At 57.5% G+C, this 19,426-nt stretch carries 15 protein-coding genes; 7 read left to right on the forward strand and 8 right to left on the reverse strand.

Annotated features, from left to right (window positions below):
• Positions 1-21: 21 nt before the first annotated feature.
• The 3 genes from ACYVGU_RS18585 to ACYVGU_RS18595 all read right to left on the reverse strand — a co-directional run bounded on the left by ACYVGU_RS18585 (position 22) and on the right by ACYVGU_RS18595 (position 2,448).
• On the reverse strand, positions 22-462 hold the full coding sequence (locus tag ACYVGU_RS18585; protein WP_460614142.1) for a response regulator: 441 nt from the start codon (positions 460-462) through the stop codon (positions 22-24).
• Positions 463-546: 84 nt separating this feature from the next.
• Positions 547-2,049 (reverse strand): sensor histidine kinase, encoded by a 1,503-nt coding sequence (locus ACYVGU_RS18590; protein ID WP_460623276.1) that lies wholly within the window; start codon positions 2,047-2,049, stop codon positions 547-549.
• A 33-nt stretch (positions 2,050-2,082) separates the two neighbouring features.
• Positions 2,083-2,448: a CZB domain-containing protein gene (locus ACYVGU_RS18595; RefSeq protein WP_460623277.1), complete on the reverse strand. Its 366-nt coding sequence runs from the start codon at positions 2,446-2,448 to the stop codon at positions 2,083-2,085.
• 263 nt (positions 2,449-2,711) lie between these two features.
• Between ACYVGU_RS18595 and gcvT the strand changes: the two genes are divergently transcribed.
• Together gcvT and ACYVGU_RS18605 are read left to right on the forward strand one after the other, a co-directional pair.
• Positions 2,712-3,818 carry a glycine cleavage system aminomethyltransferase GcvT gene (gcvT, locus tag ACYVGU_RS18600; protein ID WP_460623278.1) on the forward strand — a complete coding sequence of 369 codons (1,107 nt, stop codon included), beginning with the start codon at positions 2,712-2,714 and terminating at the stop codon, positions 3,816-3,818.
• A gap of 231 nt (positions 3,819-4,049) precedes the next feature.
• Entirely contained in the window at positions 4,050-4,766 is a 717-nt protein-coding gene (locus tag ACYVGU_RS18605) for a 2-phosphosulfolactate phosphatase (RefSeq protein ID WP_460623279.1), read from the forward strand.
• Between the two features lie 152 nt (positions 4,767-4,918).
• On the opposite strand, the gene aceA is transcribed toward ACYVGU_RS18605, so the two are convergent.
• On the reverse strand, positions 4,919-6,205 hold the full coding sequence (gene aceA / locus ACYVGU_RS18610) for an isocitrate lyase family protein (RefSeq protein WP_460623280.1): 1,287 nt from the start codon (positions 6,203-6,205) through the stop codon (positions 4,919-4,921).
• Positions 6,206-6,351: 146 nt separating this feature from the next.
• Entirely contained in the window at positions 6,352-7,983 is a 1,632-nt protein-coding gene (gene aceB / locus ACYVGU_RS18615) for a malate synthase (protein WP_460623281.1), read from the reverse strand.
• A 330-nt stretch (positions 7,984-8,313) separates the two neighbouring features.
• Here aceB and ACYVGU_RS18620 point away from each other — a divergent pair, with 330 nt between their 5' ends.
• Positions 8,314-9,798 (forward strand): helix-turn-helix domain-containing protein, encoded by a 1,485-nt coding sequence (locus ACYVGU_RS18620; protein ID WP_460614149.1) that lies wholly within the window; start codon positions 8,314-8,316, stop codon positions 9,796-9,798.
• An 18-nt stretch (positions 9,799-9,816) separates the two neighbouring features.
• On the opposite strand, the gene chrA is transcribed toward ACYVGU_RS18620, so the two are convergent.
• Positions 9,817-11,097 carry a chromate transporter gene (chrA, locus tag ACYVGU_RS18625; RefSeq protein WP_460623282.1) on the reverse strand — a complete coding sequence of 427 codons (1,281 nt, stop codon included), beginning with the start codon at positions 11,095-11,097 and terminating at the stop codon, positions 9,817-9,819.
• Positions 11,098-11,261: 164 nt separating this feature from the next.
• Here chrA and mltG point away from each other — a divergent pair, with 164 nt between their 5' ends.
• On the forward strand, positions 11,262-12,317 hold the full coding sequence (gene mltG / locus ACYVGU_RS18630) for an endolytic transglycosylase MltG (protein WP_460623283.1): 1,056 nt from the start codon (positions 11,262-11,264) through the stop codon (positions 12,315-12,317).
• Between the two features lie 22 nt (positions 12,318-12,339).
• On the opposite strand, the gene ACYVGU_RS18635 is transcribed toward mltG, so the two are convergent.
• A complete protein-coding gene (locus ACYVGU_RS18635) occupies positions 12,340-13,809 on the reverse strand; it encodes a hypothetical protein (protein WP_460623285.1) in 1,470 nt (489 codons plus the stop codon).
• Positions 13,810-13,982: 173 nt separating this feature from the next.
• On the opposite strand from ACYVGU_RS18635, the gene dtd reads away from it, so the two are divergent.
• Both dtd and ACYVGU_RS18645 read left to right on the forward strand, forming a co-directional pair.
• The gene (dtd, locus tag ACYVGU_RS18640) at positions 13,983-14,429 is read left to right on the forward strand and encodes a D-aminoacyl-tRNA deacylase (protein WP_460623286.1); all 447 of its coding nucleotides are present in this window, start codon (positions 13,983-13,985) and stop codon (positions 14,427-14,429) included.
• Positions 14,430-14,480: 51 nt separating this feature from the next.
• Positions 14,481-14,807: a nucleotide pyrophosphohydrolase gene (locus ACYVGU_RS18645; protein WP_460623287.1), complete on the forward strand. Its 327-nt coding sequence runs from the start codon at positions 14,481-14,483 to the stop codon at positions 14,805-14,807.
• An 80-nt stretch (positions 14,808-14,887) separates the two neighbouring features.
• Here the strand turns inward: ACYVGU_RS18645 and ACYVGU_RS18650 are convergent, their stop codons facing one another.
• On the reverse strand, positions 14,888-16,063 hold the full coding sequence (locus tag ACYVGU_RS18650; protein ID WP_460623288.1) for a ribonuclease D: 1,176 nt from the start codon (positions 16,061-16,063) through the stop codon (positions 14,888-14,890).
• A 336-nt stretch (positions 16,064-16,399) separates the two neighbouring features.
• Here ACYVGU_RS18650 and ACYVGU_RS18655 point away from each other — a divergent pair, with 336 nt between their 5' ends.
• Entirely contained in the window at positions 16,400-19,414 is a 3,015-nt protein-coding gene (locus ACYVGU_RS18655; protein WP_460623289.1) for a SusC/RagA family TonB-linked outer membrane protein, read from the forward strand.
• Positions 19,415-19,426 lie beyond the last annotated feature (12 nt).

Genomic DNA, 19,426 nt, shown 5'->3' on the forward strand with positions numbered 1-19,426 from the left:
GACCTAGCAAAAAAGCCTCGTTTACTTCAGTCGCAGCAAATCCAGAAACAGGCTGAAGCCATCCACAGTAGTGCCGCCTTCCCCAAACGTATCAAAACTCAAGGGCTTGATGATGTAGCCGCTCACGGCTAAGTCTTGGGCTTTTAGGCGGTCGGTTTCCAGATCGGAGGTAGTGGTGATAAACACGTTCAGGGCAACAAACTCAGGGTCGGAACGGAGGGTTTCCAGCAGTTCTAGCCCGTTCATGCGGGGCATGTTCAGGTCCAGCATCACTACGCTAGGTTTCGGAATTTGCTGCTGGCCAGCTTCGCCGCGGAGCATGTTCAGCGCCTCGCGGCCATTGCGGGCAATGTGCAGCGGCACTTCAATATTATGCTTACGCAACTCGCGCTGCACATTTATAATATCCATTTGGTCGTCCTCGACGAGCAAAATGCTGGGCTGATCTAGGTCGGCGTTCATGAGCAAGTAGCGAAAAATGATGCCATAGGAGTGCAGTATACGGCAAATAGCATGTTTGGGCGGAAGTTGAAGGCCGGAACCAGCTTATTCGCGGCGGCGCAACGGTTCCTTGGGCCAGGTAAAGATGAAGTTGGCACCTTGGCCTTCAGTTGATTCAACCCGAATGGTGCCACCCTGGCGCTCCACTATTTTCTTTACAATAGCCAGCCCTACGCCGGTACTTTCCACCGTGTCGCGCTCCGTGAGGGTCTGGAAAATCACGAAAATGCGGGAGTGGTATTCGGCTGCAATGCCCGGGCCATCATCGGCCACAGAGAAGGTGTAAAACTTGGGGCCTTCTACGCAGCCTATGCGCACGTTGCCGTGTTCCGGGTTATGATGATATTTGAGGGCGTTGCTGATCAGGTTCGTGAATACCTGCTGCATTTGCACGCGGTTGGTGCGCAGGGTGGGCAGGTAGAAGGGCAGCTCCACGTTGAAGCCGGCGGGCAGCTCAAGGGAATCGATGATTTCACGCAGCAGCTGGCGCACAAACACGGGTTCGTCGGCCTGCGGAATGCGGCCCACCCGCGCCAGGTCCAGAATGCCCGTAATCAGGTTTTCCATTCGGCTAACCCTAGTGCGCATCAGGCGCAGAAACTCCCGAATGTGCTCGGGCAGCTCTTGGCCCATGTCTTCCTCTATCCAGCGGGAGGCTGCTTCAATACCGCGCAGCGGAGCCTTCAGATCATGCGACACCACGTAGGAAAACTGGTCCAGCTCTTTGTTGCGGTGTTCCAGCTGCCCGATGTTGGCATTAATGGTGTCCGTCATCGTGTTCAATGAGTCCACCAGCTCCGTGAGCTCATCCTGCTCCGTATCTTTTACCTGGGTCGTGTAGTCGCCATCGGCAATGCGCTGGGCTTGCTTTACCATACCGCCAATGCGCCGGGAAAGCTGCCGCACTAGGTACGACGCATAGAGCAACCCCAGCAGAATACTAATCAGCGTAATGCTCACCGACAGAATGCGCGTTTCGCGGATGCTGTCCTGGAGCTTGCGCCGCTGTTTTGCCCGAATCTCGGTTTCCTCGCGTTCAAATACCCCAAACAACACCCGAATCTGATCCATCAGGATTTTGCCTGTGAGGTCGGTAGTGAGGTTGCGGTGCTCTAGCCCATCGAGGCCGGTTTGGTTGGGGTTCCGACGTAGGGCTTCCCGCTTTTCGCTGATCAGCAGATGCGAGTACGCCGACCACTGCTGAAACAGTTGCTGGGTCCGGATGATGCGCTGGTATTGGGGCTGGCCCACCGTCAGGTCGTTGCGCAACTCGGCAAAGCGGCCCAGCAGGTTCCGCTCACCTTCATAGTACGGCGTCAGCACAGCTTCATTCCCAATGAGCAGGTAGCCCCGGAAGCCGGTTTCCATATCAATGATGTTGCGCAGCAGGGTAGTGGCCTCGCCTGTAATGCGCGTAGAGCGCTCCACGCGCTGGGAGTTGCGCAGTACCGCCCTTGAAAGCTGGTAGTTGATGAGGGCCACCACGGCAAACAGCACCGAGATGGCTACAAAACCCGCAAATAATTTAGTAGAGATTTTTAGTTTCATGCATGAGCGGCAACAGGGCGGCAACCGGCTGGCTTATTGGCCGGTTCGGAGTTTTTCCTCCATGGTACGCAGCAGACGCGTAATGTGGTCGGCTAGCGCGTTTATTTCCGAAAGTCCGGCAATAGCCTGCTCCTGCTGGCCCTGCTGCTTCAGGTCCATCAGCCGGTTGGCTACGGCGTGTATCCGCAGGTGCACCTGGTCCAGCTCGCGGCTTTCGGGCAAGTGCCGGAAGTCCTTGAGCACGCGTTGCGCAATCCATTGGCCAAACGCGCACACCTGTGCATCCCGAATGGGGGCTTCATCGATATTGCTGCCATAGAGATAGGAGCGCACTTTGGATTTGAACAGAAGGTGCTTCACACTCACTGAATCAAATTCCTGCTTGAGTTCGACGGACATAGAGGTAAGGACTCTTTCGCTAGGATAGAGAATGAAAAGCGACGGATTAACCTACGAAAGCTGGGCAGAGAGGGTCGGCAATGCCGCTGAGCCATTCCAACAAAGATAACTGAAACCCGACGGATGCCTCCCGGCCAGAATTGGCTACTTTCGTCCGTTCATTCGGCCCGGGCCACTGAAAGTACCTGCTTTCAATGCGCAGTGCAGCGGCTGTTTACTAGCTGCTGCCGGGCCTCAAACCTGCTCATCACTTTACCACCCACATGTCCGAAACTCTCAAAACCGTTCCGCTGAATGATGTGCACCAGCAGCTAGGTGCTAAGATGGTGCCGTTTGCCGGCTACAACATGCCCGTTCGTTACTCCTCTGACCTCGATGAGCACCACACGGTGCGCCGGGCGGTGGGTATTTTCGATGTGTCGCACATGGGCGAGTTTCGGGTGCGCGGCCCCCAGGCGCTACCCCTTATTCAGCGCGTAACCTCCAACGATGCTAGCAAGCTGGCGCCCGGCAAAGCCCAGTATTCCTGCCTGCCCAACCAGGAAGGCGGCATTGTAGATGACCTGCTGGTGTATATGCTGGGCGAGGAAGACTACCTGCTGGTAGTAAATGCCTCCAACATTGAGAAAGACTGGAACTGGATTCAGCAATTCAACACCGACGGCGCCGAAATGCAGAACGTGTCGGATGAGATGAGCCTGTTTGCGGTGCAAGGCCCCAAAGCCATTGCCGCTTTGCAAAGCCTGACTGATGCTGACCTAACCAGCATTCCGTACTACTCTTTCGTGCAGGGCACCTTTGCGGGCGCGCCCAACGTCATTATTTCAGCTACGGGCTACACCGGCGCCGGTGGCTTTGAGTTGTATGTGCCCAATGAGCACGCCCAGCAAGTGTGGGCCAAGGTGATGGAAGCCGGCCAGCCCTACGGCCTGAAGCCCATCGGCCTGGGTGCCCGCGACACGCTGCGCCTGGAAATGGGCTACTGCCTCTACGGCAACGACATCACCGACGAAACCTCGCCGCTGGAAGCTGGCCTAGGCTGGATTACCAAGTTCACGAAAGACTTCACCAACGCCGACAACCTGAAAAAGCAGAAGGAAGCCGGCGTAGAGCGCAAGCTGGTAGGCTTCCTGATGGACGGCGCAGGTATTCCGCGCGGACACTACGAGTTGGTGAATGAAGCCGGCGAGAAAATCGGCGACGTAACCAGCGGCACCCAGTCGCCGAGCTTGAGCAAGGGCATTGGCCTAGGCTACGTGAAAACCGAGCTGAGCACGCCCGGCAGCAGAATTTTTGTGCAGGTGCGCGGCAAGAACCTGCCGGCCACCGTTGTGAAGCTGCCCTTCGTGAAAGGCACCGAGGAGGTTTAATCCTGCTTATACCACAACAAGCAGAACATCATGCTGAGCGCAGCCGAAGCATCTCGCGTGCGGTCGTTGCCTTGATAACCGTTTTGCTATAATAGAATGTCATGCTGAGCTGGTCGAAGCATCTCGCTCGCGTCGTTGGGGTTACTCCTGCAACGACGCGAGCGAGATGCTTCGACCAGCTCAGCATGACGTTCTATTTTACATTAGACTACTACACCCAACCTGGCTTTTATGCCCTCTATCGACATTTGTTTCTCCCCGGAGTTGCTACCCCTCTTCGACCTGCGTGGTAGGGTAGCGGTGGTGGTAGATATTCTGCGGGCTACGTCGTCCATTGTTACGGCTTTGGCGCAAGGCGTCACGCACATGGTGCCATTCAGCGAGCTAGCCGACTGTCAAGCCATGGCAAAGGAAGGCTACCTGACCGCCGCCGAGCGCGACGGACGCCAAGCCCAAGGCGTGGACCTGGGCAACTCGCCCTTTGGCTACCTCGATGGGGTAGTAGCCGTGCGCGGCCGTGGTGTGGCTATCACTACCACCAATGGCACCCGCGCCCTGCACCTTTCTGCTGCCGCTGATGAAGTGTTGGTGGGAGCCTTCCTGAACATTGGGGCCGTTGCTGACCACTTGCGCCGCCTAGGCAAAGATGTAGTGGTCGTGTGCGCCGGCTGGAAAGGCAACTTCTGCCTCGAAGACACGCTATTCGGCGGTGCGCTGGCGGCCCGCCTGCAGCCCCACTTCGATACTACCAATTCCGATGCTACCCTAGCGGCCCTCGACCTGTGGCAAGCCGCCGAGCCTGATGTAGCAGGCTACCTGCTTAAATCCTCACACGTGCGCCGCCTCAACCACCTGGAGGCGCACAAAGACATGGAGTTCTGCATTCGGCAGGATGCGTATGCCATAGTGCCCGTGTTCCGGAATGGCCGCATAGACGCGCAGTTGTAAAAGGACTTTTTCGGATTATACAGACAGCCTGAACCTACAGCACGCACTAGCCCTCCGCTCATAACAAAGGCCTCGCAAAGCAGCGTGGCCTTTGTTTTTAGAGGTTATCTGGCTCTAGATTGTCAACCCAGAAATCCGTTTCAATCGGTGATTTAGTGCTGGAACTGGGCTTCCTCGGTGCTGCCTACTAGGGCGCCGGTGCTGGTAAGGCCCGAGGTTACTACGTTCTGCACCGCATCAAAGTACCCAGTGCCTACAAAAGCTTGGTGCTTCACGGCTTTAAAGCCTTGCTTCTGGAGAGCAAACTCACGCTCCTGCAGCTCTGAGTAGCCGGCCATGCCCCGGTCGCGGTAGGCGGCGGCCAGCTCGAACATGCTGGTATTGAGGGCGTGGAAACCAGCCAGCGTGATGAACTGAAACTTATAGCCCATGGCCGCCAGCTCCTCGCGGAAAGACTCCATCTGCTCAACGCTCAATTTGGCCGCCCAGTTGAAGGATGGTGAGCAGTTATACGCCAGCAGCTTGCCCGGGAACTGCGCATGAATGGCATCGGCGAAGCGGCGTGCCTGCTCCAGGTCGGGCGTGGAGGTTTCCATCCAGATCAGGTCGGCGTAGGGCGCGTAGGCGAGGCCCCGGGCAATGCCGGCTTCTACCCCGCACCGCACCCGGTAAAAGCCTTCCGAAGTGCGCTCGGCTTCCTGCAGAATGAACGGTTTGTCCCGGTCGTCTACGTCGGAGGTGATAAGGTCGGCGGCATCGGCATCGGTACGGGCTACTACCAGGGTCGGTACGCCCATTACGTCGGCTGCCAGGCGGGCGGCAATCAGCTTATTGATGGCTTCCTGCGTGGGCACCAGTACTTTGCCGCCGAGGTGGCCGCACTTCTTGGCGGAGGAAAGCTGATCTTCGAAGTGTACGCCCGCAGCGCCGGCCTCAATCATCATCTTCATCAGCTCAAAGGCATTCAGGTTGCCCCCAAAACCGGCTTCGGCATCGGCCACAATCGGCACCAACCAGTGCACGTTGCCTTCACCCGATACGCTCTGAATCTGGTCGGCGCGGAGCAGGGCGTTGTTGATACGGCGCACCACGTTGGGTACGCTGTCGGCGGGGTAGAGGCTTTGATCGGGGTACATCTGGCCGGCGCCATTGGCATCGGCAGCCACCTGCCAACCCGAAAGGTAAATGGCGTTGAGGCCCGCCTGCACTTCCTGCACGGCCTGGTTACCAGTGAGGGCGCCTAAGCCAGCTACGTACTCTTCCGTGTGCAAGAGTTTCCAGAGCCGCTCCGCACCCTGGCGGGCCAAGGAATATTCAATCTGGACGGAGCCGCGCAGCTTCACTACTTCCTCAGCGGAATACGGGCGCTTGATGCCTCTCCAGCGGGAGTTAGTGGACCAATCCTGTTGCAATGCGGCAATACGTTCTTGCTTGTTCATGGCGAGTAGTGGTAAGGAAGTGAAGGGTAAGAAAAGGCAAAGCGGTGCCCGGCCACCACAGAAAGCGGCTTTTTAGGGCTTTGAAGCACAGAAGGGGCTAGTACTTGCTGAGGTTTAAGAGACCTCAGAGGCTAGCAGGAGGCAGCTTACGCCAGCTGGTCGTAAGCCGGAACGGTCAGGAATTCGATGAACTTCTCGCTGGATACGAGCCGGTCGAAGAGGCGGGCGGCTTCTAGGTAGTTGCCGCGGCTGTAGCGCTCTTCCCCAACCTGAGCCCTGATTTTCTCTAGCTGGCCGGGCACCAGGGAGCGGTACAGCTCCTGCGTAACGGGGCGGCCATCGTCGAGGGTCGTGCCGGGCGTGTGCAGCCACTGCCACACTTGCGCCCGACTGATTTCGGCGGTAGCGGCATCTTCCATCAGGTTGTAGATGGGCACACAACCGTTGCCACCTAACCACGACTCGAGGTACTGAATGGCCACATCGATGTTGAGCTTGAGCCCGTCTTCGGTGATGTGGCCTTCGGGCGCTTTTACTAGGTCAGCAGCGGTTACGTGCACGTCCTCGCGCTTATTGTCGATCTGGTTGGGCTGGGGCATCAGCTCATTGAACACATCAAGGGCTACTGGAACCAGGCCGGGGTGGGCCACCCATGTGCCGTCGTGGCCATTGCGAGCTTCCCGAATTTTGTCCTGGCGTACTTTCTCCAGGGCCATTTCGTTGGCTTCGGGGTCGTTTTTGATGGGAATTTGGGCTGCCATACCACCCATGGCATGCACGCCGCGACGGTGGCACGTCTGGATAACGAGCTGGGAGTAGGCCGCCATGAACGGCACCGTCATGGTTACTTCGGCGCGGTTGGGCAAGCGGAACTCCGGCTTGAGGCCCAGGCGCTTGATATAGCTGAAGATGTAGTCCCAACGGCCGCAGTTCAGGCCGGCCGAGTGTTCGCGCAGCTCCCACAAAATTTCGTTCAGCTCGAAGGCCGCAGGCAGCGTCTCGATCAGCACGGTGGCCTTAATGGTGCACTTCTGCATTTTCAACGACCACTGCGCAAACCCAAATACGTCGTTCCAGAGGCGGGCCTCCAGGTGGCTTTCAATCTTGGGCAGGTAGAAGTACGGGCCTGTGCCGCGGGAACAGAGTTCGTGGGCGTTATGGAAGTAGTAGAGGCCGAAGTCAAACAGCGACGCGCTTACTGGCTCGCCATCTACTAGCATGTGTTTTTCCAGCAAGTGCCAGCCCCGTGGCCGCACCATGAGCACGGCGGTTTCCTCATTGAGCTTGTACTCTTTGGTAGGCGTGCTAAGCGAAATAGTGCGGCGCACGGCGTCGCGGAGGTTGCGCTGGCCTTCCACTACGTTCGCCCAAGTAGGGGAGTTCGAGTCCTCCAGGTCAGCCATGAACACCTTGGCACCCGAGTTCAGGGCGTTGATGATCATTTTACGCTCTACGGGGCCCGTAATTTCTACGCGGCGGTCAAGTAGGTCCTGGGGAAGCGGCGCTACGGTCCAAGGCTTTTCGCGAATGAGGCGGGTTTCGGGCAGGAAGTCGGGCAAAATGCCGGCCTCAAACTGCAGCTGGCGCTCCTCGCGGCGCTTCAGCAACGCGCGGCGGGTGGCATCGAAGCGGCGGTGTAGCTCTGCTACAAAAGCCAGGGCCGAGGGCGTCAGGATTTCGGCGTACTCAGCCGTGTACTCCCCCACAATTTTTACGCGCTCCGGGGTGAGATAAGCAGGCGGCGAAACTAGGGTCTGGGGCTCGGCGAAAGGCGACATAACAAGGTGGTTTGGTAGTGACGGGAAAGGAACTCGTTCACACTGAACACTTCAAATATGCAAAAGCGAATTTTATCAAACAAGCGAATATTCGCTAATTTTTAATAAAGCTAGCAGAGGCGTAGATTTGCAGGTTTTTGATTTAGTTAGTTGTTTGCCTTTGGGTAAGAAGAAATTGCTAAACCCGGTCATTCCAGGCAAAGCCCAGCCTCCTTTATGTAGCACGAAGCATTGCCTTGATGCTCATTCTATCGTAGGAGGTTCGGTTTGTCTTGTCTGGATACCTAGCAGCGTCGTTTCTTCTGCTCCATCACTTTTTACTTCCCCTCTATGCTGAGTCACGGTCAGGTCGTCCGGTTGATTTTTGGGCTTAAACTGCGGGAGCTGCGCCAAGAGCGTGGCTACACGCCCGCCGAGCTGGCCCGCGCCTGCGACGTATCGGTTTCCTACCTCAATGAAATTGAGAAGGGAAAGAAGTATCCGAAGGCCGACAAAATTCTGAGCCTGAGCAAAGTGCTGGGCGTTACCTACGATCAGCTCACGTCCCTGACGCTGAGCCGCCGCCTGGAGCCCATTTCGGAACTACTGCAATCAGACCTGCTCAAGGAGTTTCCCTTGGACATGTTTGGGCTGGACCCGTTACGGATTGTGGAGCTGATTGCTGATGCGCCAGCTAAGATGAATGCCTTCATCAGCACCCTCTTTGAAATCGCCCGCAACTACGAAATGCGCCAGGAGCACTTTTTCTTGGCCGCGCTGCGCTCCTTCCAAGAGATGCACGACAACTATTTTGAGGAGCTGGAGCAGGATGTGCGCACGTTTATGGTGGAGCACAAGCTGCCTGCCGCCGCGCCGTTCGACCGAAGCCAGCTGGAGCGTGTGCTAGTAGAAAAGTACGGCTATACTATTGACCGGGCAGGGTTGGAGGAGTACGGGCACCTAGGGCGTTTGCGCTCGGTGTTCCAGCCCAAAACCAAGCGGCTGCTGCTGCGCCCCAACATGAGTGGCGCGCAGGAAGGGTTTGTGCTCGGGCGGGAGGTAGCGTTTAATTACCTGAATCTGCGGGAGCGGCCCTACGTGAATGCGTCGTTTCCGGTCCGTTCGTTTGAGGAGGTGCTCAACAACTTCAAGGCGAGCTACTTTGCCGGAGCGCTGCTGATGGAGGAGGAAATGCTGGTGCGTGACCTTACTCGGTTCTTTAACACCAAGAAGTGGGAGCCCAACTTGCTCCTGGAGCTGCTGGCCAAGTATGATGTGTCGCCGGAGATGTTCATGCAGCGCATAACCAACCTGCTGCCGCGCCATTTCGGCATCCAGAGCTTATTCTTCCTGCGTTTCGACCAGGCTAATGCCTCAGCGGGATATAAGCTGACCAAAGAGCTGCACCTGTCGCGCCTGCACAACCCGCACGGCAACGAGCTGCACGAGCACTACTGCCGCCGCTGGATTTCGTTGCGCATGATTGCCGAGCTACGCCAACAGCCTGCTACTTCGGCCCCAAACTATACCCTAGGCGCTCAACGCTCGCGCTACCCCAACAACGACGAGTATCTGTGTCTGACACTGGCCCGCGCCGGCTCGGCCACCGAGCCCGCCGTGAGCGTGACCGTGGGTTTGCTCTGCGACGACAACCTGCGCCAGAAGGTGCGCTTCCTGGATGATGTAGTCATTCCGCAGAAAGAGGTAAACGAAACCTGCGAGCGGTGTACCATTCCGAACTGCGAAGTGCGCGCCGCCGCCCCAGTGGAGGTGGAGCGCCGCCAGCGCCAGAAAGAGCTAGAGGAAGCTGTGGCAGCGTTGGTAAACGGCGGCTAGCCGAACCGCTAGCCCTGTTTAACGCAGCAACTGCACCACAGCACCCATCAGGCCACTGATACCAATCCAGAGAATCAGATTGACGTTGAAGCGACGCAGGGCTACTACGGATATTACTACCCACACCAAAGCCAGCCAATCGGGTGAAGCGGCCCAACCGGCCGGCCACACCACGGCTTTGGCCAGGAACAGCGTAAGGTTCAAGATAACGCCTACCACCGCCGCGGTTACTATGCTGAGGGCAGCCTTTACGCGGCCATCTTGCCTAGTCTTTTCCACCAGCGGCGCTCCGGCGAAGATGAACAGGAAGCTAGGCAGGAAGGTATAGAAGGTAGTCAGGAGCAAACCAGCCGTGCCCCACGCTATGGAATGGCCGCCTTGCTGCCAAGCGCCCATAAAGCCTACAAACACCAGCACCATAATAAGTGGGCCTGGCGTGGTTTCGCCCAAGGCCAGCCCATCTACCATTTGGGCCGAGGTCAGCCAGTGCAGCTTTTCGACGGCTACTTGCGCCACGTAGGGTAGCACGGCGTAGGCGCCGCCAAACGTAGAAAACGCGGCCGTAGTGAAGAAGCCTGCTAGCTGCCGCCAGAACGCCCAGTCGCCGAAAAGCAGGCCAGCGGCCACCAGCGGCAAAGCCCAGAGACCCAGGAACACCAGCACCAGGCGTGCGGCCCGCGCCCACAGGCCGGAGGACGAAGCAGCAGGGGAGGGCGCTACCGCAGGCACTGTTTGCCGGAGCCACTCCGGCCGCCAGCGGAACACGGCCCAGCCCAGCAGCAGCGCCGTGAACACCACCACCGGAAACGGAATGTGCCCTAGCGCCAGCGCCAGAAAACTCAGTGCCGCCACTACCACGTGCAGCGGCCCCAGTAAAGCTTTCTGGCTAATCTTAAGCAAGGCGCCAAGCACAATGGCAACCACGGCTGGTTTCAGGCCATACAATAGGCCTGCCACCACCGGCAATGTGCCAAACGTAACGTAAGCCCAGCTCAGCCCCAGCAGAATAAACGTAGACGGCAGCACGAACAAGGCGCCCGCTGCCAGTCCGCCCCGAATGCCGTGCAGCAGCCACCCGATATAGGTAGCCAGCTGTTGGGCTTCGGGGCCGGGCAGGAGCATGCAGTAGTTCAGCGCGTGCAGAAATTCTTCTTCCTGTAGCCACTTGCGGCGCTCCACCACATATTCGTGCAGAATGGCAATCTGGCCAGCCGGACCGCCGAAGCTGATGAAGCCCAGCTTTAGCCAGAAGCGAAGCGCCTCCCGAAAAGAAACTGCAGAAACCGTAGCAATGGGCATGAATCAAAGGCAAAGTGCTGCCGAAATGTACGGGCTTCTCACTGCACCTGAATGGGCTTACCACTCAAAGTTGACCTAGTCCGTTAGAGGTTAGGTGGAAGCTGCTAGGTCTGCGTTTCAGGAAGAGGGGTTAAATTTGACCAGTTGACCTTTTGTATTTCCGTTTGACTGCTGCTCCTCGTTCTCCTTTTCGTCGCCTGTTGTGGCCCCTGGTGTTCCTCCTGTTTCTGCTGCTTGGGGGGCTAGGCGCGGCCTGGTATATACTCTGGAAGCCGAATGTGCGCTCTTCGGCTTTCGGGCCGGCGTACCTCTATATTCGCACGGGTACGGGCTTTTCGGCGGTGCTCGATTCGTTACGCAAATACGAGTTGCTGCACCATGAAGGTACTTTTCAGCAGGTGGCCGAGTGGCAGAACTACCCGGCGCAGGTAAAGCCCGGCCGCTACCTGCTGCGCCCCGACTTGGGCAACGCAGCGCTGGTTGAGATGCTGATGCGCGGTGAGCAGGATACGGTGCCCTTTACGCTCGATGCCTTCAAGTACAAGCCCCAGCTGGCCCGGCAGGTAGCCCGCCAGCTCGAAACAGACTCTGTAAGCCTGCGCCGTTTGCTACAGGACAATGCCTACTTGCAGCGCCGCTATCAGCTTGATACCACTACCATCCTGACGATGTTTCTGCCCGGCCCGTACCGCCTGTTCTGGAACACCTCAGCCCCGCAGTTCCTGGATTCCGCCGCGGCCATGCACCGCCGCTTCTGGACGCCGGCGCGCCGGCGCCAGGCCGATTCCCTTGGGTTGTCAGAGGTTGAAGTGCATGTACTGGCTAGTATTGTGCAGCGCGAAACGGCCAAAAAGGAAGACAAGCCGCTGATTGCCGGTACTTACCTTAACCGCCTACGCCGGGGCATGCGACTGCAGGCCGACCCCACGCTGCTCTGGGCCATCGGTAACTTTGGGGTGCGGCGGGTGCTGAACAAGGATAAGCTCGTGGACTCGCCCTACAACACCTACAAGCACAAAGGTCTGCCACCCGGTCCTATCACCTCGGCCAACCGCCAGAGCCTTGATGCCGTGCTTAAGCCCGCTCAGCACGACTACTTGTTCTTCTGCGCCCGCCCCGGCGGCAGTGGCTTCTCCGACTTCGCCGCCACCTTTGCTGAGCACAAGCAGAACGCCCGCCGCTATCAGCACTGGCTGGACAGCTTGGGTGTAAAACGCTAGGTAGGCTGGGGCAGCAAACCGGCTACAAAGGAAGCAGCCGCAGCTGCACCGAATCCTGGCGGGCCGCTTGCTGGAGGTTTAGCGTTTCGCGGTAGCCCAGGCCCGTAAACTCGGAGTGTTCCAGGAAAAGTAGGGGAGAGGTCAGCAGCGGCTCGGTCCAAGTGGCTACGGGTGCTAGGTGCCGTAGCGAGTCAAACTGCGCCACATTCGTAACGCGCCAATACCCGTCGAGCAGCACGTAACGGTAACCTTGTTGGCGTAGGGCAGCAAGGTCGGCGGTTGAGTTGATTACCCGTACTGTATCAGAAGAGGCGCGAAACGGAGCGAGGCCCAAGCTTACGGTGCTGGCCACTTTTCCGCCGCCATGCGCCTGCAGCCAGGAGGCTACTGCGGGGTAGTTGGTAGGCGCGAACGCGTAAATCTCGCGTTGAATTTGATAGATGTTCAGGCCTATTGCCCCAAATACCAGCACCACCAGCGCAACAAGCGGCAATCGGCGCAGCTGCAAAAAAGCGAGGGCATACCACAACCCATACGCCCACAAGAGGCCCCGCGGCGCCTTCAGCAGCAACGACATACCCGCCAGTAGACACCAGCCCCATACGGCTAGGTATAGCTCCATCGGGAGCGGCACCCCGCGCCGAACGCGGCGCAGCAGCAGCACGGGCCCCAGCAGCCCTACCCATACTATCGGTGACTCAAAATCCCAGAGGTAGCGCAGGTAGTAAAGAAAATCAGGTGCTAGAGTAGTGCTTCGGCCAGCTGCGTTGGCCGCATCCGGGAATGCTACTTTATAGTAAATGGCCGGCCACAAATACCACTTCAGGCCCGCCGCCACCCCCAAGGTGCCTAGTACCACGTAAGGAGCTGCTAACACCAGGGCCACCCGCCACCAGTGCCCCGCCCGCCACAATAGGCCATCGGCTCGCCACCACTCCAAAACCGCCAAAATGGGCAGTGTCAGCAGAAATTTGTAGTTGAAGCACAGCCCCAGCATCAGCAAGAAAGCTGCGCGGTATAGCGTTGCCGGAGTGGCCAGGTGCAGCCGCTGATAGTACGCCCGCAGCAAACCTGCAAAGCACAACAGACTCCAGGAACTCATGGTGAAGTCGCGGCCCGAGAAGGTAAGGAACACGCTGGTTCCCATCAGCAGCAGCAGCAACGCGGTTTGCCAGCCGGGGAGCTTGGCCTGGCGGGAAACGAAATCGGAAAGCAACGCTAGCGCTACTAGGGCTACCACGGCATTCAAGTACTGAAACACCCGGTAATCACTTGTGAGCCACACTACCGGCGCGTACACCAGGTAGAATGCTGGACTGCCGTGCCGAAAGAAATGGCTGAGGTTGCCGTGGCTTACTTCCTGAACAATCTGCCAGTTGCGCACCGAGTCGTAGTCGGGCAAGGCGGCACCTATCAGCCCGTGCAGACGTACGGCCGCAACCAGCCCTAGCGCCGCCAGCAGTAAAAGGACCCGAGCTAAATAACGTGACACGTGGGATGGAAACGGAAGGGTTACTAGGTGCCGACCAAGCCAGAACCCGTTGCGAAGGTAGTTTTCACCCCTGAATATTGCGGATTGCCAGCAATAGCGCCGTACTTGCGCGCCCGCTGCCCGCCACCACTCAGGCAGTAACAGCTGTACTACCTCACTTTTCGTCTTAACATATGCGCATTGTGCTGCAACGCGTCAGGCACGCTAAAGTAACCGTGGAGGGCCGCATAACCGGGCAAATTGGGCCGGGGTTGCTGGTGCTAGCTGGTTTCGCCCCCGATGATGATGCCCGCGCCCTTGACTGGATGGCCCGCAAGCTGGTGCAACTGCGGATTTTCTCCGACGAGGAAGGCAAAATGAATCGCTCCGTGCAAGATATTGGCGGTGAGGTGCTGGTAGTAAGCCAGTTTACGCTGCTGGCTGATGCCCGCAAGGGCAACCGCCCCAGCTACATTGGTGCCGCGCCGCCACCCGTGGCTATTCCGCTGTACGAACAGTTTGTAGGCGTTGTGGCTACGTTGCTGGGCCGCCCCGTGGCAACCGGCGAGTTTGGGGCCGATATGCAGGTAGAGCTCCTCAACGACGGTCCAGTCACGATTGTGCTCGACTCGCCGGAGTAAGCCGCCGCACCCTGTTTTGGTAGTATCCATTTTCCTGCTTTCTACTAGCCCATGACAATCGAAGAAGCCCAGCAAACCGTCGACCAGTGGATTCAGACCACCGGCGTGCGCTATTTCAATGAACTCACCAACATGGCCATGCTCACGGAAGAGGTCGGGGAGGTAGCCCGCATCATTGCCCGCCAGTACGGGGAGCAGTCGTTTAAGGAGTCAGACAAAGACAAAGTGTTGGCCGACGAGCTGGCCGATGTGCTGTTTGTGGTGATTTGTCTGGCCAACCAAACCGGCATCAACCTCACCGATGCCCTACAGCGCAACCTCGAAAAGAAAACCCAGCGCGACGCTACTAGGCATCAGCAAAATGAAAAGCTGCGCTAACTGTGTGCCTCGCACTACGCAAAACCGCGCCGGCAGCTGTAGCTACCGGCGCGGTTTTGCGGTTTAAACGATATGCAGGCCTAGCCCTGAAAATCGAACGGATGCGCTATTTGCTGCATATCCAGGCCATGTTTTTGCGCAGTTTCCATTAGCAATTGATGTTGCCAGGGCTTCAGGGTGTGGTCGGTGCCCTGTTCAATGATATCGGCAATAAGCCGGTTGCTAAGCACTAGGTTAGCCATAATAGGGCTATGATCTTCGGCCAAGTGAGTTTTCAAGGTCATCAGCAGGGCTTCGCGAGCATCGGCCTGGGCGGCTTTGGCCCCGGTCAGGCGGCGGCGAAACGGAAAACGGCGCTGCTCACTAGGCAGCGGCTGCTCCGGCTCCCGGTCGTCGTTCCCAATGCTGATGAGTCGCTCGGCAAACGGGCTGCGCTTCAGCTCCGGGTGCAAGCCCGGCGCATTGCGCAAGTGCCCGGTGCTTTGCAGGGGCAGGCGGGTAAGCTCGGCTAGCCGGTCGTTGCTGGCCACCATATACGAGGGGCGGTCGATGTGGCGGGCTACCTCATCGCGCAGCAGGAATAGGTCGCGGAAAACAGGCATTTCCTGGGGCTGAATGCGGTATTTGCCGGCCAGCCGCAGGTATGGACGCTCGTCGCGGGTGTAGCGAACCTCTTCCAGGGCCTTGTTTTCCTGCTCGGCCCACGCTGTGCGGCCCAGAGCCTCCAGCTTGGCCGTCAGGCGGTCAGCTAGCTTAAACAAGTACAGCACATCATTGGCCGCGTAGTGCTTCTGCGCATCGGTAAGGGGGCGCTTCAGCCAGTTCGACTTCTGCTCGCCCTTATCTACTTCTAAGCCAAGCTCTTGCTGGATCAAACGACCAAGCGAGATGTTATTGTCAGCTTCCGCTAAAAGTGTATATTGTACACTGGTGTCATTGATGGTACGCACGTGCACGCCGTAGAGCTCATCCAGCAGCAGAATATCGGATTTGCAGCTGTGAAATACCTTCTCTACAGCGGGGTCGCGCAGTACGGCCCACAATGGCTCCAGTTCCTGTGCTGGGTTGGTAAGCGGCAGCGGATCAATGAGGTAGACGGTTTGTCCGTCGAAAATCTGAATCAGCGCCAGGTTCCGACCGTAGCGGTGGCGCATGTCGTCGAATTCCAGGTCTACGGCCAGCCGGGTGCAGTGGTGCAAAGCCTGCGCCGCCTGCAGTACAGCGGGGCCGTCAGTGATATAAAGAATATCAGCCATTAAGTAACAGTTGTTCGAGAAAGAAGGGGTAGCGTCTCGTTCAGGGCAGGACACTGCAGTGCGGGTAAAGGTAGGCAGTACGGGGGTGCTAAACCACACGTCAGAGTATCCCCTTATAAAAAGCAGCGGAAGTACAAGTTTTATGTTGTTTATTACCACCGCTGTTTCGGGTATCCGTCTACCGGCATAGCACAGGCTGCGCAAATACAACAAAAGACAGTGCAACGCTTTTGATTTGGTTTGACGGATAACGGTTTAGCTTTTTTTCACTCTAATCGGCCTCAAGGAGGGTCAGGTTGTATGAAGCATAATTACTTAGTTCCTCTGGCATGTGGGATGCTCTTCGCAGCATCAGCCACTGCCCAAACGCGCGCTGTAAGCGGCCGCGTTACCGATGCCAGCGGCTCCGGCTTACCCGGAGTTACGGTGCTGGAGCAAGGCACCTCCAACGGCACCAGCACCTCCGCCGACGGTAGCTTCACGCTAACTGTGCAGCCAGGTGCGACACTGGTCATGAGCTCAATTGGGTTTGGAACTCAAAACGTGGTAGTAGGCGACCGTACTACACTGGCCGTAACCCTGAAAAGCAGCGCTACAGAGCTGGGCGAAGCGGTAGTAGTAGGTTACGGTACGCAGGCCAAAGCCGACGTAACGGGCTCTATCACGCAGCTCACCGGAAAAGACGTGGCCAATACTCCAGTGCCTAGCTTCGAGCAGGCTATTCAGGGTAAAGCGGCCGGGGTATTCGTTGAAAATACCAGTGGTAAGCTGGGCCAGGGCATTAAAGTCCGGGTGCGGGGTGCTACCTCCGTAAGCGGTGGCAACCAGCCGCTGTATGTGGTAGATGGCGTGCCCGTTATTTCGGAAAGCCAGTCAGGCATTAGCGCCGAAACCAACCCAATTGCCGATATCAACCCCAACGATATTGAGTCTATCAGCATCCTGAAAGATGCGTCGGCGTCGGCCATTTATGGTTCGCGGGCTTCCAACGGGGTAGTGCTCATTACTACCAAGCGCGGCCGCGAAGGAGCTACCCGGTTTAACCTGAGCTACCAGACCGGTACCAGCAGCCCTACCCGCAAGCGCGACTTCCTGGATGCCACGCAATACGTAGCCCTGGCCCGTGAGGCCGCCGCAAACGTTGGCCTTGAGGCGTTCACTGAAACTCGCTTGCAGCGGTATGCAGCCGGCTCTACGGATGTAAATGCGTACAGCACCGATTGGCAGGAAGAAGTATTCCAGGATGCGCCTTTCCACCAAGTTGATTTAAGCGCTAGTGGAGGCTCCGATAAAACCAAGTTTTTCGTTTCGGGCGGCTACAGCGACCAGAAAGGTATTCTGGTAGGAAACCAGTTCAAGCGTATTACTACTAGGGCCAACCTCGACCACAAGGCTTCTGACTTTGTAAATCTGGGCTTGAACTTCTCGCTGAGCCGCACGGAAAATCAGCGCCTAGCCGCCGACAATGCTTTCTCCAATCCGATGCAGATTGTGGCCTTGTCGCCGATTACGCCGCTAATTGACCCTAGGACCAACCTCATCAGCGGGGCCCTCGATAACAACACCGGCCTGCCCAACACCAACTATCCGGTATATTACAACCCGTTGCTCAATACCATCGGAGCATCATACCTGGCTACCGTGTACCGAAACCTCGGTAATATTTACGGCCAGCTGAACTTCACCAAGAACCTTTCCTTCCGCTCAGAACTGGGAGTTGACTTGCTGAACCAGGAGGAGGACTCCTACTACGGCCGCCTGACGGCGCGCAACACGTCGTTTGCCGACAACGGCAACGGCCAGAACCGCACGGTTACGAATGGGCGCTTTATCAGCAACAACTTTGCTACGTATCGCCCCGTGTTCGGGGAGCTGCATTCCCTGGATCTGGTGGGCGGCTTTTCGTTTGAGAAGCGGCGTGTGAAGTCGAACAGCGTTACCGGTCAGCAGTTTCCCAGCGACGCCTACCGCCAGATTACAAGTGCCGCCCTTATCAGCGAGGGCTCCTCTACGCAAACGGAAAGCTCGCTGGTATCTTGGTTCGGGCGGGCTAACTACGCGTTCAGCAACCGCTACCTCGTGAACGTAAGCTTCCGCGCCGACGGCTCGTCGCGTTTCGGGGCTAACAACCAGTTTGGCTTTTTCCCGGCTGCGTCCGTGGGCTGGATTATCACGGAGGAAGATTTCCTGAAGGATAACGCCTTCATCAGCCAACTGAAGCCACGGGTAAGCTATGGCGTTACCGGCAACCAGTCGTTCCCCGACTTTCCGTGGCAGGCCTTGTACTCCGATGCTGGCTATGGCGGCGTACCGGGGCAGGCGCCCATCCAGATTGCCAACCCAGACCTAAAGTGGGAGTCAACCAGCCAACTTGATGTGGGCTTGGACTTTGGATTCTTCGATAATCGCCTGACCGGTGAGATAGATGTTTACCAAAAGAAAACCTCTGACTTAGCACTGAATGTGAACGTGCCCGGCATTACTGGCTTTGCCCAGCAGTTCCGTAACGTAGGTGATCTGGAGAACAAAGGCTTGGAAGTGGTGCTGAACACGCGCAACCTAGAAACCACCAACTTCACCTGGACTACTAGCATCAACGCCGCCGCAAACCGTAACAAAATCACTAACCTGCAAGGCCAGATTATTGAGGGCGGCTACCTTAACCGGGCCCAGGAAGGCCAGCCGCTGGGCGTATTTTTTGGGGTAGAGTATGCCGGTGTTGACCCTCAGAACGGCGACGCGCTGTACTACCTCAACACCACCAACTCCGATGGCTCGTTGAACCGCGGAACAACCAATGACTACAATGCTGCGCAGCGAACCATCATTGGCAACCCCAACCCCGACTGGATTGGGGGGGTAACTAACACGTTCTCATTCAAAAACCTGATCGATCTCTCCTTCACGTTCCAGGGTGTATTCGGCAATCAGGTGTATGATGGCGGCGGTAAGTTTATGTCGGTTGGCTTCAACAACGGTTTTGATAACCAAACATCTGACCAATTGCGCCGCTGGCAGAAGCCCGGCGACATTACGGATGTACCCCAGGCACGCCTGTTTGGCGGTAATGGTATCGGTGAGTCGTCTCGTTTCCTGTATGACGCTTCCTATGTTCGGCTACGCACCGTTACAATGGGCCTGAATCTGCCCAAAGGCCTCGCCTCCCGGGCCAAGCTTAACTCCGCCCGCATCTTCTTCTCAGGAGTTAACCTGCTCACCTTCACTGACTACAAGGGCTGGGACCCTGAGGTAAACACCGACTATCTGGCCGGTAATATTTCGCAGGGTAATGACTTCTACTCAGCGCCACAGGCTCGTACGTACACCTTTGGCCTCAATCTGGGTTTCTAAACTCTTGCAGAC

This window comes from Hymenobacter tenuis (genome assembly GCF_054780495.1).

Excerpts from the sequence above, each read along its gene's own strand:
- ACYVGU_RS18585 (WP_460614142.1), bottom strand. The coding sequence starts at position 462 with ATGAACGCCGACCTAGATCAGCCCAGCATTTTGCTCGTCGAGGACGAC.
- ACYVGU_RS18590 (WP_460623276.1), bottom strand. The coding sequence starts at position 2,049 with ATGAAACTAAAAATCTCTACTAAATTATTTGCGGGTTTTGTAGCCATC.
- ACYVGU_RS18595 (WP_460623277.1), bottom strand. The coding sequence starts at position 2,448 with ATGTCCGTCGAACTCAAGCAGGAATTTGATTCAGTGAGTGTGAAGCAC.
- gcvT (WP_460623278.1), top strand. The coding sequence starts at position 2,712 with ATGTCCGAAACTCTCAAAACCGTTCCGCTGAATGATGTGCACCAGCAG.
- ACYVGU_RS18605 (WP_460623279.1), top strand. The coding sequence starts at position 4,050 with ATGCCCTCTATCGACATTTGTTTCTCCCCGGAGTTGCTACCCCTCTTC.
- aceA (WP_460623280.1), bottom strand. The coding sequence starts at position 6,205 with ATGAACAAGCAAGAACGTATTGCCGCATTGCAACAGGATTGGTCCACT.
- aceB (WP_460623281.1), bottom strand. The coding sequence starts at position 7,983 with ATGTCGCCTTTCGCCGAGCCCCAGACCCTAGTTTCGCCGCCTGCTTAT.
- ACYVGU_RS18620 (WP_460614149.1), top strand. The coding sequence starts at position 8,314 with ATGCTGAGTCACGGTCAGGTCGTCCGGTTGATTTTTGGGCTTAAACTG.
- chrA (WP_460623282.1), bottom strand. The coding sequence starts at position 11,097 with ATGCCCATTGCTACGGTTTCTGCAGTTTCTTTTCGGGAGGCGCTTCGC.
- dtd (WP_460623286.1), top strand. The coding sequence starts at position 13,983 with ATGCGCATTGTGCTGCAACGCGTCAGGCACGCTAAAGTAACCGTGGAG.
- ACYVGU_RS18645 (WP_460623287.1), top strand. The coding sequence starts at position 14,481 with ATGACAATCGAAGAAGCCCAGCAAACCGTCGACCAGTGGATTCAGACC.
- ACYVGU_RS18650 (WP_460623288.1), bottom strand. The coding sequence starts at position 16,063 with ATGGCTGATATTCTTTATATCACTGACGGCCCCGCTGTACTGCAGGCG.
- ACYVGU_RS18655 (WP_460623289.1), top strand. The coding sequence starts at position 16,400 with ATGCTCTTCGCAGCATCAGCCACTGCCCAAACGCGCGCTGTAAGCGGC.